The sequence below is a fragment of the Weissella cibaria genome, from assembly GCF_004521965.1.
GTDB lineage: Bacteria > Bacillota > Bacilli > Lactobacillales > Lactobacillaceae > Weissella > Weissella cibaria_A.
The window spans coordinates 73,051-85,999 of record NZ_SDGK01000010.1 but is presented as its reverse complement, the minus strand read 5'-3'; the positions used below and the strand labels follow the sequence as shown (position 1 = coordinate 85,999).

Below are 12,949 nucleotides of genomic sequence, written 5' to 3'. Positions count from 1 at the left end.
TAGAGGTTGAAATGAATTCTTCCTGCAATTCAATTACCTGCCTTTCCTTTGGTACACGATTATAATAACACCCACTGTAAACGCTTGCAAGAAATAGCCCTCGTTAATTGTTGGTCATTACTGATCCGTACTCTGCCTGGACATCTTGCAAGTTATGCGTACGCAACCAGTCGTTCACATGAATTTTAAACGGGTGATCACTATCACCATTTTCACCGGTATACGAACCTGTCATCACTCCTACACCACCATCACCAGACAACGTATACGTCGCCCTAATACCATTCACACCAATGCCAACAACCGCCCGGCCCTTACCTGAGCCAACGACGTCGACCAAACCAGTTGTAATACTGTGGACATCCTCTGGCGTATAACCGGCTTCGGTTGTAACAACTGGGGCCAAAATTGATGTCCGATCATTCTGATTTAGTTCTGTTAAACCCGATTCGGACCATCCCATTTTTAATTATTGGATTTACTTATTCACCTTCAAAGGTCGATTGCCACGCAAATTATTCTGGAAACAAATGTTGATTAATGGCATATTGATTTTCATTACGCATTTAGTTACCATTCTTCAGTGCCCTAGCTCGTCGAGTACGCGATAGCACTAGAAGTGGCTGGTTTACTTTCGTATTTTTAATTCCTTACGTTGGATTGTTTATTTTTTATTTGCTGCTACTACCAACAAATAAAAAATATAACTTATCGTAATAAACAAAAAGACAGCATCACGAACTTAATCGTAATGCTGCCTTTTTACAGTTTATTCAACCGTTATCACGTAAAATGATTACTTAGCAATGATTTGCTTGTATTCTTCGCGTGAAACAACTGATACTTGGCGACGGTCACGGCCCAAACGACCGAACTTTACGACACCATCAGTCAAAGCGTACAACGTGTCATCGTTTCCACGACCAACGTTTACACCTGGGTAGATGTGCGTACCGCGTTGACGGTAAATGATTGATCCAGCCTTGATGTCTTGACCATCAGCGCGCTTCGTACCTAGACGACGACCTGCTGAGTCACGACCGTTGGCAGAAGATCCGCCTCCCTTGTGGTGGGCAAGCATCGTCAAGTTGTTCAAATTCAATTGCATGATTTAAATCCTCTTCTTTCCGATGTCTTAGGCAATAGAGTCAATGACAACCTTAGTGTATGGTTGACGGTGACCTTGCTTCTTGTGTGAGTGCTTCTTTGGCTTGTACTTGAAAGTAACAACCTTCTTTTCCTTACCTTGCTTCTCAACAGTACCTGATACAGTAACACCATCAACGTATGGTGCACCGATCTTGCCGTCAGCGAAGACAACCTTGTCAAAGACAACCTTGTCACCCTCTGCGGCGTCCATCTTCTCGACGTAGATTACGTCACCGGCAGAAACCTTGTATTGCTTTCCACCGTTCTCAATGATTGCATATGCTGCCATGAGTCTGTAGACCTCCATATATGTTATTTCTAAAAAAACTTAGACTCACCGAGTCCGCGTGTTCCGAGGAACAACTTAATACAGACCACGAGTGGTTGCAGTTTGTGGGATCCACAAACACAACGTAAATTATTATAAACCAATGGGAAAACAAAAACAATAAAATCCCCCACAATTGGTGAGGGATTTTAACAAAAACATAAGTGCAGCTGGTGGGACTCGAACCCACAACCGCTCGGGTAGAAACCGAGTGCACTATCCAGTTGTGCTACAGCTGCATATAAAATAGAGGAGGCAACATTTCACTATCGCCTCATCTATTGTACGGTTAAAACGCTGGTGAATCAAGGTTAGAAGCATCCAAAACCTGAGAAATTGCCATTGCGAGCTCTCCCTCAGTTAAATGCAATTCAATTAATCCCAATTTTATAAATGACCGCCAAGCATGGGCGAAATCACTTTGGCGCTTCTGATGGTAACTGTTTAGCAACATCGTCTTAATCCCTATAAATTGATGGGCCAGCCGCATTTGTGGGAAACGGGCAAACTTTTCAATATCAGAGTCTTCCAACACCATCAAATGTGTCCACTGTTGCTTTAAACTAATCAACAAAAATTGACTCAAAGCCGTAGCATACAAATCAACAATCATCGCCTCACCCGTCACAACAGCATCATGGGGCACATCTCCATTCACCGCATCAACCCGGCGCATCAGCGTACCTAACGTAATATCCAAATTTAAATAATCATTTAATAGGACATCTTTGGGGCTAATTGGATTTTCCCAATCATACGTCACAACCCGATAAGCGTCACGCGCTTGCCGTAAATATAATGCAATATCCAGTGCCATTATGCTTCCGGCCCCTCATCAGTCGTGTTTGGTTGCAACACTTCCACTTGTAGTGCTTCAGACTTAACTCGTGCAGATGCCCCGTAATTCTTCAACGCATGATTGCCTTGCAAACCGAAAACTAATTCATCGCTCTCGACAGCCAAGTAATGACGCTCCTTCAAGTACCAAGCACCAATGAAGTCGTAATCCAACAAAATATCAAGCCATGAAACAGCATCGTGACCATCGATCACTTGGAAGTGCCAACGTTGTGCCCCAATAGCCGTGGCATCATTTGCGTAGAAAATACGGACTTCAACACCCTGTTCAAGTACCAGGCCAGCCCCATTTGGAATGTTTTGCAAGAAGTAGTTTGAATCTGCTGACAACACAAACAAACGATCCAACATACCAGCTGGCATTTCGGTTTGAACCAGTGGATAAAAGAAATCATCCTTGGTCTCCAAGATGTTGTAATCGACCTTGTAGCCAAATTCGCGTTCCATGTAACGGCCGAATTCAGTCAACAATGTCGTCACTGTGCGAATGCGTGGTGCGGTCGTCTTCTTACGATAGTTTTCAATCAACAAGTTCGTAATGGCATCGGCGTTAAATAAAATTTGCTTACGCTCTAATGACCAGTAGAACAAACGTTCATTCGTCCCAAGCTCAATGAAAAAGGCACCACCATTTGGATCGTCGTTCACAACGAACTCAAATGTTGCTGGCACTTCCAATTCAGTTGGTACCAGCGTTAGTTCTTCACGTTCAGCTGGCGTCAAAATATCGTACGCCGGGATACCGGCGAAACTCATAAACCGATCCATCGCCAACATGTACCAATCCGCTGGGCTATATTGACGTGGCACAAGAACCCAGTCCGTATCAAGATGCGCTGCCGTTAAACGCTCGGCAAGCTTGTGCACACGCGCTGGTTCTTGTGATTCGGCCAATTCACGCACTTGCGCCAACAATTGTTGAATTTGACCAATGTCATCGGTCAACAATTCAGCATATGCGACTACGCGTTCACGAAGGTGTTCTGTCATAATTACTTACCTCCTTGTGTATCAGCCAAATACGTCACATACGTTTCGTATAGTGACGCAACTGCTTCTTGGAAGTTTGCAAATGAACCAAATGTATCTGAGATGGCACGTTGTTCGTAAATCAAAATCGTGTCCTCCTTTGACAGATTCAAAATTTGGGCATTGTTTGCTGCAATTAACTCAGGCACTTCTTTCGCCTTGTCATCCGCAGCATCTAATTTGGCCAAACGTTCCTTCAATACTTCACGTTGTTCATTTTGTGAACGGTTACCAAAAATACCGCCACGGTCTTCACTCGATGCCAGTTGGGCCATCAATTGGGCACGTTCAGCATCACGTTGATTTTGATCAGCCACAATTTGTTGCAACGCCTCATTAGCTCGTGTGGTATCTTCAATTACTTGCGCGTTATAACGTTGGCCGCCCTCTGATAATTCAACGGCACGTGCCAACTTTTCATACTCCTGATCATTGAAGATAAAATTCACAGCGAGTGGATCAAGAATACCGAAATGACGTCGATCCCACCAATTTCCAAAGAACAATTGGAACACACCCAATTGCGTCTCTTCGTAATAAAAGAATGGGAACTTTTCTGACAAATACTGAATCAATTGCTGTCCCAAATGGTGACTTAATTCATCCTGCATATCATCCACCAAGACTGACAAGGCACGATTTGAGGCCGCGTTTTGCGTCTGTCGAATCTTCGTGTTGTACTTTTGGCTATCTAATAATTCATATACCCGGCGATCATCATTCGTCGCAACAGCGTTCTGAATATCCCCAATATAGTCTAATTTTGCTTGTAGTTTTCCATTTAATACGGATTGATTTGACGGCAAGTCCGTCTTCAAGTATGGCGTGTTCTCCATCTCAACCCCTCCTCGTGTGTGGTTGTACTAAAACTCATGTCATAACACTAACATCTTAATAGTTCTATCATACAACCTAACCTTAAAGAAAAACGCCAACCTTTCCCCGGTCGGCGTTGTTTTTTAGAACATTTAACGAAAATTTTAGTATTGCTCGAGATATGTGTCCAATTCCCATTGCGATACTTCTTGTCGGTAAGCTTGATACTCAAGACGCTTTGCATCCACAAATGTACGTGACATGTGTGAGCCCAATGCTGCCTTGATTGTTTCATCCTCATCCAAGTCGTTCACAGCTGCTAGCAAGGTATCTGGTAAATCAGTAATACCTGCACGCTTGCGTTCTCCTTCATCCATCAAGTAGATGTTACGGTCAACAGCGTGTGTTGGCTCCAATTCACGTTCAATACCATCCAAGCCAGCTGCCAAAATGGCAGCAAAGGCCAAGTATGGGTTAGCGGTTGGATCAACGGAACGCAATTCCAAACGCGTTGAGTTACCACGTGAAGCTGGGACACGAACCATCGGTGAACGGTTTGATCCTGACCAAGCCACGTAAACTGGTGCTTCGAAGCCCGGCGTCAAACGCTTGAATGAGTTAACCGTGGGATTTGTAATGGCCGTAAAGTTAGCTGCGTGATCCAAAATACCACCCAAAAAGTTATAGGCCGTCTTAGACAATTGCAACTCACCAGCTTCATCAAAGAAGGCATTACCTTCCTCGGTGAACAAAGACATGTTCGTGTGCATACCATTACCATTAATACCTGAAACTGGCTTAGGCATAAAGGTTGCGTACATACCGTGCTTACGCGCAATCGTCTTCACAATCAACTTAAACGTTTGAATATTGTCAGCCGCATCAAGTGCATCCGCATATTTAAAGTCGACTTCGTGTTGACCTGGCGCAACTTCGTGGTGGGCCGCTTCAACTTCAAAGCCCATCTTCTCCATCTCCAACACGATTTCACGACGTGTGTTTTCTCCAAGATCAAGTGGCGCTAGGTCAAAGTAACCACCCTTGTCATTCAAATTCATCGTTGGGTTACCATGCTCATCCAGCTTGAACAAGAAGAACTCTGGTTCCGTTCCGATATTAAATGACTTAAAGCCATCTTCCGTCATCTGCTGCAAGACACGCTTCAAATTGCTACGTGGATCACCTGCAAATGGTTCGCGATCTGCCGTGTAAATATCAGCAATCAAGCGCGCAACCTTACCACCATGCAAATCAGTCGCCCATGGGAAAATCATGAACGTTGACAAGTCTGGGTATAAGTACATATCTGACTCTTCAATGCGGACAAACCCTTCAATTGAAGAACCGTCAAACATCAAATTATTGTCGAGTACCTTCTCAAGTTGTGAAACTGGTACTTCAACATTCTTGATTGTACCGAACACGTCCGAGAATTGTAGTCGCAAGAATTCTACGTTTTCTTCTGCAATCATGCGCCGAATATCATCCTTGGTATATGCTTTGCGAACCATCTAAATCTCCTTTTGATAACTTAGCAATTAAAACAAAATGTTAAAACTTACGCTGACCATTAAAACGTCCAATTTTCAGCAGCTCATCCGCCAACATGTGTCGTAGATTTTCTTCATTTGGTTCAGGCTTTTCAGCTGACTTACGTTGCTTCTTGGCATCAACCTCATGAATTTCAGACACTGAATACCCTGCATCCAAATAATCTGCGATTTCAATTAACCGGTCTACATCATTTAATGAAAAGCGACGTTGTTTACCAGCCCCCCGTTGCGGCGTAATTAAACCCTGCTGATCATAATAACGAATTTGTCGATCAGATAAGTCAGTCAGTTCACGTACGACGCTCATCGGCAATACCGCCAAATCGCGACGAAGTTCTCGTCCACCCATACGTTCTGACCCCCTATGCTTAGCATGTTACCACCGATTATATGTGAAGTTTTTAATCATGTCAGCTATTCTGACATGAACCGTTTTACCGCTTCTTTTATGTTAGTTATTTCAGACGGTTGCTGAACTAAGTCAAACCAATGAATGTCCATAAACTGATTATTGAACCACGTCATCTGCCGTTTTGCGTACCGGCGTGATGCCTGTTTCAACGTTTCCGTTGCTTGTTCTAATGATTCATCACCAGCTAAATAGCCAAACAGTTCCTTGTAACCAATCGCCTTTCGAGCTGTGCTATCTGCTGGTAAAGCCCTCGCAATTTCTGCTTCTGGCAAAATTCCTTGCGTCATCATAGCGTCGACACGTTGATTAATGCGTTCATATAACACTTGCCGATCAGTTGTTAGACCGATAATAAAGGCATCATACTGCCGCTTTGGCTCTGGCTTTTGCTCAGAGAAAGGCTTGCCGGTATGATCACTCACTAGTAAAGCACGCACTAATCGGCGAATTTGACCAGGTAAAATCCTAGCCTCGCTCACCGCGTCCATCTTGCGCAAAGCATCACGCAATACCGCTTCCCCTTCGTCGTGGGCAATTCGTGTCCACTTCGCCGTAAACGCGTCATCTTGAATATCATCTACCGCTGCTAGTGGCTTATCGCCCAACAACGCTTGCACATAAAAACCGGTGCCCCCAACCAAGATTGGCACCTTACCACGGGCCGTAATCTCAGCAATCGCTTGCTGGGCTTCCTGAACAAAACGGGCCGCCGAATACGTTTCGGTTGGTTCAGCGATATCAATCATATGATGCGGTGCTTGTGCCTGTTCCGCTGGTGTTGCCTTCGCCGTCCCGATGTTTAGACGTCGATAAATTTGCATCGAGTCACCCGATACAATTTCACCATCAACAGCTCGAGCCAATGCCAAAGATAACGCTGTTTTACCAACCGCGGTCGGCCCAACAATGACAATTAATTTATCCATTTTTACTCATTCACCTACAAAATTTTTGTTGCAATATCCGTAATGATACCGCGTACGCCTAACATCCGGAGTAAGGTTGTCCACCTGCGCGTATTCGGGGTCCACCAATAAGTCTTAGCGCCGAATGGTCTTAACCAAGCAAGGTACCAATAACGATAATCCAGGTTAACTTGCTGAATAATACCATCCTGCCACAACCGCCAGCTCACCATATTCGACATATGCCGCAAATAACCAATTGGTACGTTTGCATCTAAGCGACGCCACTTCCGCAAGGGCAGCTCTTGAAACGACTGCAACATCACGGCATTTGATAATTGTTTCGCCTGCATCTCGCGATACAATTGCTCCGCTCCTACCCGTCCCTTTAATTCAATTAGTAATAACCCTTGATACTGCGTTGTTGCAATCAACGTCAAAAAATTGCCAAATGTCGCAACATCCGCCGGTACCACGCCATCCTGATCATGCTTCAAAATTAATCGATTACCATATAATTGGACATCAACTTCAAGGCCGTCAACGCCTGCAGCAATCGCCCGTTGGAAGGCAATTAGCGTATTTTCGTCACCTCGGTCGTGATGTATGCCGCGGTGTGCAATAATTAATGTTTCGTTTACAGACATTTCACGAACCTCAGTAGTTTAATTCTTGTTAAATATGTTAAACTTATCTTAACAAATAAATGGAGGAACCGCATCATGAAGAAGTTTGGTTTGGGGATTTTGACTGGTATTGCCGGCACGTTAGCTACTGCTGCAGCCGCTGCTTTAACTTTCCACAAGGTTGCTGTAAAGCCTTTGGAAGAAGAGGAAGCTAAGTTTGAAGAGACAGAACGCAAGGCTGCTCGTAAGGCTGCTCACTCACACGGCGCTCGCTTTTAATCAAGCACATAAAGAAAAGGTTTGGGATGTACATCCCAAACCTTTTTTCATTAGTTAGACTTTGTCTTACCGTTATATTCGGCAAACCCATTCTTGAGGACGAAAATTTCGTTGTAACCGTCCTTCTTCAACTTGCGTGCCAAACGGGCTGCAAATTGCATGTTCTCGTCGTACAAGAACACAGGCTTGTCCTTACGCAAAGCAGTGTGGTTTTCATTCAACAAGGCATATTGAATGTTACGTGCACCTAGGACGTGCTTTGCCTTAAACTTTGCCGATTCGCGGATATCGATCAATTGTTGACCGCGACTTTGCTTTTCAAATTCTTCTGACTTCAATACCGTTGCCGCGCGCTTCAACGTGGTACGTGTCCAGATGATTGTACCAACTGTCCAAGTAACCCAAATTAAAATCAAGACAAACAATGCTTGCAACATACTGCTCAAATCCCCGTTTCGTTAATCATGTTAATTACTATTTTAACAAAACCTAAAGAAAAAGTCTGCCAACCCTTGGCAGACTTTTTCTTTTCTTCAATTATTCAGCATGGCCGACAATCCAGCCGTTAACGTAGCCAAAGCCGACGCGCGTGAATAAACCATTCATTTCCCAATCATGGTGCCCATTTGGCACCCCAGTCATGTTTGTTTCGTTAAACCAAGCAGAAATAACGTCTTGTCCGGCACCAAACCCAGCCGCCACAACTTCATTGGCCACTGCCCCTGAATAGTGCGCCTGATCAACACCTGTTTGTGACATTGATGTGGCACGTGCCGTTGCTGATGCAGCTAGGCCATCATCCCAAACGAGTTGTGTCAATCCTGCTGAAGCACGCAATGCGTTCAATGCATTCAACGTTGCGTCCACAATGGCTGGTGAAACTGTCGCAACCGGCACAGTAGATGTAGCTGCACTCGTTGCGACTGGCGATTCTGAACTAGCTGATGATGCTTGTGAAGCAACTGAACTGGCTGGCGCAACAGATGACGCAGCTGGGGCCAATGACGCCGCAACACTTGTTGCTGATGCTTCTGACACCAAATCGAGCTTCTGGCCAACTTCAATCATGTTAGCATTTTTAATATCATTTTGCTTCGCAATATCGTCCACACTGCGATCCGTCGCTGCTGCAATCGTTGACAACGTGTCACCAGATTGTACAACATATACACGTCCAGCATCCTCAACAGTTGTCCGTACTTCGTCAACCGTCTTACTGCGCCACCCCTTAGCTGAATCGTCAGCTGACGCTGCGTTTGTGTGCATAAATGGCAAGGCAGCTGCTGCAACCGCAGCAGTCGTCAAAGCCATTCCCTTAATTGATTTATTTACTGATACTTTTTCCATAAGAATCGTTTTCTCCCTATAGCGCTTCTTATCTATTTTCTTCTCTTTTAATCTACTTATAAAAGTATAGTAAAGGATTATTGCTAGTTGTTTACATCCGCGCTTCAAAGCAATTAACAGAAGGCTCGAAAAATTGCAAAAACAAATCCTTCATTTCAAATTAAAAAAACCAAGTCCAAAAAATGGACTTGGTTTTACGTCATTATTATTAGTGAACAAATTGGATGCCAGCAGCCGAAATCGTACGAACGTGGTATGCCAATCCAGCGTAGTTACCCTCTGAAATTGTAATCGTACCATCTGAGTTAACAAAATCAACAACCGCAACGTGACCCAATTCACCTGCACCGTCAATACCAGGTGCAAAGACAGCGACCGCACCGGCAGCTGGTGTTGCGTCAACTACACGACCTGCTGCCGCAGCTGAAGCGCCCCAACCAGAAGCGTTACCCCAGTTGTTACCAACCCACGACAAAGCGTTCTTAACGAACCACGTGCATTGTCCAGCTGGGTAAGTGTTACCAGTCGTATCATACGTTGGCGCAGCAACAGCAGGTTGTGACGCTGCATCGTAAGCAACCGCACCCGTGTTCGTGTATTGCATATTGTCAGCTGAAGACGTTGGTGCAACTTGCGCAGCTGCACCAGCAGCCTTGTCTGCTGAGACAGCCGCTTGCTTAAGGGCATCTGATGCAGAGTTATTATCTTGCTTATCTGCTGGCGCCAACTTCAACGTCTCACCAACCGTGATAAAGTGAACATCTGACAAGCCATTGGCCTTGGCAATGTCATCAACACTTTCTCCTGTCGCTTGGGCGATCGTTGACAATGTGTCACCTGTTTGCACCTTGTATTCAGTACCAGCTGACAAGACAACCGCCTTCACGTCGTCAACTGTCTTAGCACGCCATGAGGCCGCTTTGTTTGCATTTGCATCAGCCTTGTTTGCGGTTGAATCTTCAGCAGAAGCGGCCGTTGTGTGTGTCATCGGTAAAATTGCAGCGGCAGCCGTTGCAGCAGCAACAAACCATCCCTTAGTCATGTTTTGAGTTGTCATATTCTTTATTATCCCCTTGATGCGATTTAAGGCGCGTCGCTACGGCAACGTCTTTCCTCTATCCATAAAGCAGTCTATCAACCCGATTTAACGGCCTAGTTACGCTTGTATAACAGTTACTAAAAAAATGGAAGCAACTAAAAATGCCGTTATATCAAGTGGTTTCATTGTTTTAAACCGCTTTCGTGGTACACATGTCACGCCGAAAACGTGAAAACTGGCTACAATATTACGTTTTATTACAAAATGTAATAAAAAACCTGGACCAATAGGGTTCAGACAACTTTATTACAATTTACAAGTATGTGAAATTTGCGATTAGTGTACAAACATCATGCTATCCTTTGAAAGCGTACGTGAGTTATATGACAAACCAGCGTAGTTTCCTTCTTCAATCATACTTTGGTGACCATTTACGGCAACAACGACACCCACGTGATCGTATTCACCAGAACCACCACACCTGGTGCCATCACAGCAACTGATCCGACCGTAGGGTTCGTATCAACTAAGTGACCAGCGGAGGTTGCTGAGTTGACCCCAGTAGTTTCCTATCCAAGGCAAAGCATTCTTAACGAACCACGTGTATTGTCCGGCAGGATACGTGTTGGCTCCATTTACTGCCATATTCGTATTGTTTGATGGGGCAACCTCTGCAACCGGTGCTTCTTGTGCAGGTGCAGCCGTCTCAACTACTGGTGCTACTTCTTCAGTAACAACAGGGGCACCCTCTTCAGCTACCACCGGTGCCTCAACTGGGCAGCTTCCGTATCTGGTGTCCCAACTTGAGCTGGCTCTGTTACTACTTCAACTGGCGCACCTGTCAATTCGATTGTTGGACCAACCACAATGAAGTGACTGTCATCAACCTTGTTAGCAGCCGCAATTTCTTCAGCCGTCAAATCCGTTACTGATGCAATTGATGACAACGTGTCACCTTCTTGAACCAAGTACGTTTGCACCGTTATTTGAATAGCTCAGACAACCTGATCAACCATCTTAGCACGTCATGATGACGTCGTTTGCGCTGGTGCTACTTCTTCATTAGCATACGTTGCATCCATGTGGAACATTAGCATAACCAAAGCTGTGGCGGCCAATACCGTACCTGCTACTCAGTTCTTACCTGACCTGTACAACTTCTTACGTGATGTTACGTTTTGCATGATTAACTCCCGCTTTGTCGCTCGTGTAAAGCGCGTCTTACTGTTTTAAGTTTATGATTTTTGTTTCCGTCGTTACCTTAACAACATAACCTATCTCATCGAGGTCGCGTAACAGGCGTATAACAAGCGCCAGACAACCTGTGGCACACAAATTCTTCCTAAATCATACACGTGCAAATCAGCTCTACATCAACGTGTTGTTTCAGTCGTTCATACCATGTTCATAATTCGTGCATATTTTACCTTGTGAATTAACTTACTATTTCACCATAAACAGGTGCAATGTTACATTTTGTTACAAATATCCCGGCGATTTTCGGTAAATGCCGTCATATTTGCCCACAAAAAAACGAGTATCGTCATAACACTCGTTTTTAATGACTTCTATTTATAATTAGGCAATCGTACGATCTGAGTTACGGGCCAATGAAGCAGCACCGTATGCACCAGCATCGTTACCCAACTCTGCCAACTTAACTTCAGTTACGTCACGCGTAGCCTTGAAAGCAAATTGGCTAAAGTTCTTGGCAACACGGTCCAACAAGAACTTACCAGCGGCTGAAACACCACCACCGATAACAACTGAAGATGGGTTCAAGATGTTCGAGATGTTAGCTGAAGCCAAACCAAGGTAGTAAGCCACCTTGTCGACAACTTCATTTGCCAGGTAATCGCCATCCTTTGCCAAGTCAAAGACAATCTTTGACGTCACTTCTTCACCATTGTCAACCATAGCCTTCAATTGTGAGTTACCAGCGTAAGCTTCGGCAAAATCTTGTGCCAAGTGGACAACACCTGTTGCTGAAGCATATTGCTCCAAGCAGCCGTAATTACCACATGTGCACAAATATCCACCAGGTTCGACGATCATGTGACCAACCTCACCACCAGCACCGGCAACACCGTGGATCATCTTACCATCGTTAATCAATCCACCACCAACACCAGTTCCCAACGTAATAAAGGCAACGTCTGGTTGGTTGTTTCCAGCCCCACGCCATTGCTCACCCAAAGCGGCAGCGTTAGCGTCATTGTCCATCGTCAATGGCAAGCCAGTACCGGCTTCAATTTGTTCGCGGACGTTTTGCGTTTCCTTCCAGTTCAAGTTGAACGCTGCACGAACCGTTCCGTTCTCAGTGTCAACCGTTCCCGGCGTACCCATTCCGATACCGATGATGCGGCCCTTATCCAATTGGTACAAGTCCAAGTGGTGGTTGATAGAATCAATGATGTCGGGTACAATGTGTGAACCTTCGTCCAAGATATTTGTCTTGATTGACCACTTTTGTTGAATCTCACCTTCAGCAGTCAAAATGGCAAACTTGATGGTCGTGCCACCAAGGTCAACACCGATTAGCTTGTCTTTAGCCATCTGTTCTTTCCTCGTTATTTCTCAAAAAATATATTTGTAATCGCTTTCTTGA

Annotated in this window: 17 protein-coding genes, 1 tRNA gene, 1 pseudogene and 1 other annotated feature; of the genes and pseudogenes, 2 read left to right on the top strand and 17 right to left on the bottom strand. The window is 44.8% G+C overall.

Going from position 1 to position 12,949, the window contains the following annotated elements; genetic code table 11:
- Positions 1 to 103 precede the first annotated feature (103 nt).
- Positions 104 to 406, bottom strand: a complete 303-nt coding sequence (locus EST42_RS01730) for a hypothetical protein (protein WP_134643948.1) — start codon at positions 404 to 406, stop codon at positions 104 to 106.
- Positions 407 to 585: 179 nt separating this feature from the next.
- On the opposite strand from EST42_RS01730, the pseudogene EST42_RS11490 reads away from it, so the two are divergent.
- Positions 586 to 717 (top strand): annotated as a pseudogene (locus tag EST42_RS11490) (DUF805 domain-containing protein); the annotation flags it as partial.
- A gap of 79 nt (positions 718 to 796) precedes the next feature.
- Here the strand turns inward: EST42_RS11490 and rpmA are convergent.
- The 10 genes from rpmA to EST42_RS01675 form a co-directional block, all read right to left on the bottom strand.
- Positions 797 to 1,108, bottom strand: a complete 312-nt coding sequence (rpmA, locus tag EST42_RS01720) for a 50S ribosomal protein L27 (protein WP_043940771.1) — start codon at positions 1,106 to 1,108, stop codon at positions 797 to 799.
- Positions 1,109 to 1,135: 27 nt separating this feature from the next.
- Complete coding sequence (gene rplU / locus EST42_RS01715) at positions 1,136 to 1,438, bottom strand: 50S ribosomal protein L21 (protein ID WP_010372385.1); 303 nt, start codon at positions 1,436 to 1,438, stop codon at positions 1,136 to 1,138.
- Between the two features lie 31 nt (positions 1,439 to 1,469).
- Positions 1,470 to 1,545 (bottom strand) — a sequence feature (ribosomal protein L21 leader region).
- Between the two features lie 97 nt (positions 1,546 to 1,642).
- Positions 1,643 to 1,716, bottom strand: a tRNA-Arg gene (locus EST42_RS01710).
- 50 nt (positions 1,717 to 1,766) lie between these two features.
- Positions 1,767 to 2,294, bottom strand: coding sequence for a dUTPase (locus EST42_RS01705; protein WP_134643947.1), 528 nt, complete (start codon positions 2,292 to 2,294; stop codon positions 1,767 to 1,769).
- Positions 2,294 to 3,325, bottom strand: a complete 1,032-nt coding sequence (locus EST42_RS01700) for a hypothetical protein (protein ID WP_134643946.1) — start codon at positions 3,323 to 3,325, stop codon at positions 2,294 to 2,296. Before EST42_RS01700 ends, EST42_RS01705 begins: the two co-directional genes overlap by 1 nt.
- Before the next feature lie 2 nt (positions 3,326 to 3,327).
- Positions 3,328 to 4,200 (bottom strand): hypothetical protein, encoded by an 873-nt coding sequence (locus EST42_RS01695; protein ID WP_134643945.1) that lies wholly within the window; start codon positions 4,198 to 4,200, stop codon positions 3,328 to 3,330.
- Between the two features lie 144 nt (positions 4,201 to 4,344).
- On the bottom strand, positions 4,345 to 5,691 hold the full coding sequence (gene glnA / locus EST42_RS01690; RefSeq protein WP_134643944.1) for a type I glutamate--ammonia ligase: 1,347 nt from the start codon (positions 5,689 to 5,691) through the stop codon (positions 4,345 to 4,347).
- A gap of 40 nt (positions 5,692 to 5,731) precedes the next feature.
- Positions 5,732 to 6,082: a MerR family transcriptional regulator gene (locus tag EST42_RS01685; RefSeq protein WP_010372371.1), complete on the bottom strand. Its 351-nt coding sequence runs from the start codon at positions 6,080 to 6,082 to the stop codon at positions 5,732 to 5,734.
- Between the two features lie 65 nt (positions 6,083 to 6,147).
- Positions 6,148 to 7,071, bottom strand: coding sequence for a tRNA (adenosine(37)-N6)-dimethylallyltransferase MiaA (miaA, locus tag EST42_RS01680; RefSeq protein ID WP_134643943.1), 924 nt, complete (start codon positions 7,069 to 7,071; stop codon positions 6,148 to 6,150).
- 14 nt (positions 7,072 to 7,085) lie between these two features.
- Positions 7,086 to 7,697 carry a glycerophosphodiester phosphodiesterase gene (locus EST42_RS01675; RefSeq protein WP_134643942.1) on the bottom strand — a complete coding sequence of 204 codons (612 nt, stop codon included), beginning with the start codon at positions 7,695 to 7,697 and terminating at the stop codon, positions 7,086 to 7,088.
- A gap of 75 nt (positions 7,698 to 7,772) precedes the next feature.
- On the opposite strand from EST42_RS01675, the gene EST42_RS01670 reads away from it, so the two are divergent.
- Positions 7,773 to 7,955, top strand: coding sequence for a DUF3042 family protein (locus tag EST42_RS01670; RefSeq protein ID WP_134643941.1), 183 nt, complete (start codon positions 7,773 to 7,775; stop codon positions 7,953 to 7,955).
- A 50-nt stretch (positions 7,956 to 8,005) separates the two neighbouring features.
- Here EST42_RS01670 and EST42_RS01665 read toward each other — a convergent pair whose 3' ends face one another.
- The 6 genes from EST42_RS01665 to EST42_RS01645 form a co-directional block, all read right to left on the bottom strand.
- On the bottom strand, positions 8,006 to 8,392 hold the full coding sequence (locus tag EST42_RS01665; RefSeq protein ID WP_134643940.1) for a rhodanese-like domain-containing protein: 387 nt from the start codon (positions 8,390 to 8,392) through the stop codon (positions 8,006 to 8,008).
- Positions 8,393 to 8,492: 100 nt separating this feature from the next.
- Positions 8,493 to 9,302, bottom strand: a complete 810-nt coding sequence (locus EST42_RS01660) for a CAP domain-containing protein (RefSeq protein WP_134643939.1) — start codon at positions 9,300 to 9,302, stop codon at positions 8,493 to 8,495.
- Between the two features lie 208 nt (positions 9,303 to 9,510).
- Positions 9,511 to 10,359, bottom strand: coding sequence for a COG3942 and LysM peptidoglycan-binding domain-containing protein (locus tag EST42_RS01655; RefSeq protein WP_134643938.1), 849 nt, complete (start codon positions 10,357 to 10,359; stop codon positions 9,511 to 9,513).
- A gap of 504 nt (positions 10,360 to 10,863) precedes the next feature.
- Positions 10,864 to 11,103 (bottom strand): hypothetical protein, encoded by a 240-nt coding sequence (locus tag EST42_RS10840; RefSeq protein WP_245150317.1) that lies wholly within the window; start codon positions 11,101 to 11,103, stop codon positions 10,864 to 10,866.
- Positions 11,097 to 11,309, bottom strand: coding sequence for a LysM peptidoglycan-binding domain-containing protein (locus EST42_RS10835; protein WP_245150316.1), 213 nt, complete (start codon positions 11,307 to 11,309; stop codon positions 11,097 to 11,099). The genes EST42_RS10840 and EST42_RS10835 overlap by 7 nt, the downstream gene beginning before the upstream one ends.
- Before the next feature lie 610 nt (positions 11,310 to 11,919).
- Positions 11,920 to 12,897 carry an ROK family glucokinase gene (locus tag EST42_RS01645; RefSeq protein WP_134643937.1) on the bottom strand — a complete coding sequence of 326 codons (978 nt, stop codon included), beginning with the start codon at positions 12,895 to 12,897 and terminating at the stop codon, positions 11,920 to 11,922.
- Positions 12,898 to 12,949 lie beyond the last annotated feature (52 nt).

Bases quoted from the DNA above. Each gene is read 5' to 3' on its own strand.
- rpmA (WP_043940771.1), bottom strand. From the start codon at position 1,108: ATGCAATTGAATTTGAACAACTTGACGATGCTTGCCCACCACAAGGGA.
- rplU (WP_010372385.1), bottom strand. From the start codon at position 1,438: ATGGCAGCATATGCAATCATTGAGAACGGTGGAAAGCAATACAAGGTT.
- EST42_RS01705 (WP_134643947.1), bottom strand. From the start codon at position 2,294: ATGGCACTGGATATTGCATTATATTTACGGCAAGCGCGTGACGCTTAT.
- EST42_RS01700 (WP_134643946.1), bottom strand. From the start codon at position 3,325: ATGACAGAACACCTTCGTGAACGCGTAGTCGCATATGCTGAATTGTTG.
- EST42_RS01695 (WP_134643945.1), bottom strand. From the start codon at position 4,200: ATGGAGAACACGCCATACTTGAAGACGGACTTGCCGTCAAATCAATCC.
- glnA (WP_134643944.1), bottom strand. From the start codon at position 5,691: ATGGTTCGCAAAGCATATACCAAGGATGATATTCGGCGCATGATTGCA.
- EST42_RS01685 (WP_010372371.1), bottom strand. From the start codon at position 6,082: ATGGGTGGACGAGAACTTCGTCGCGATTTGGCGGTATTGCCGATGAGC.
- miaA (WP_134643943.1), bottom strand. From the start codon at position 7,071: ATGGATAAATTAATTGTCATTGTTGGGCCGACCGCGGTTGGTAAAACA.
- EST42_RS01675 (WP_134643942.1), bottom strand. From the start codon at position 7,697: ATGTCTGTAAACGAAACATTAATTATTGCACACCGCGGCATACATCAC.
- EST42_RS01670 (WP_134643941.1), top strand. From the start codon at position 7,773: ATGAAGAAGTTTGGTTTGGGGATTTTGACTGGTATTGCCGGCACGTTA.
- EST42_RS01665 (WP_134643940.1), bottom strand. From the start codon at position 8,392: ATGTTGCAAGCATTGTTTGTCTTGATTTTAATTTGGGTTACTTGGACA.
- EST42_RS01660 (WP_134643939.1), bottom strand. From the start codon at position 9,302: ATGGAAAAAGTATCAGTAAATAAATCAATTAAGGGAATGGCTTTGACG.
- EST42_RS01655 (WP_134643938.1), bottom strand. From the start codon at position 10,359: ATGACAACTCAAAACATGACTAAGGGATGGTTTGTTGCTGCTGCAACG.
- EST42_RS01645 (WP_134643937.1), bottom strand. From the start codon at position 12,897: ATGGCTAAAGACAAGCTAATCGGTGTTGACCTTGGTGGCACGACCATC.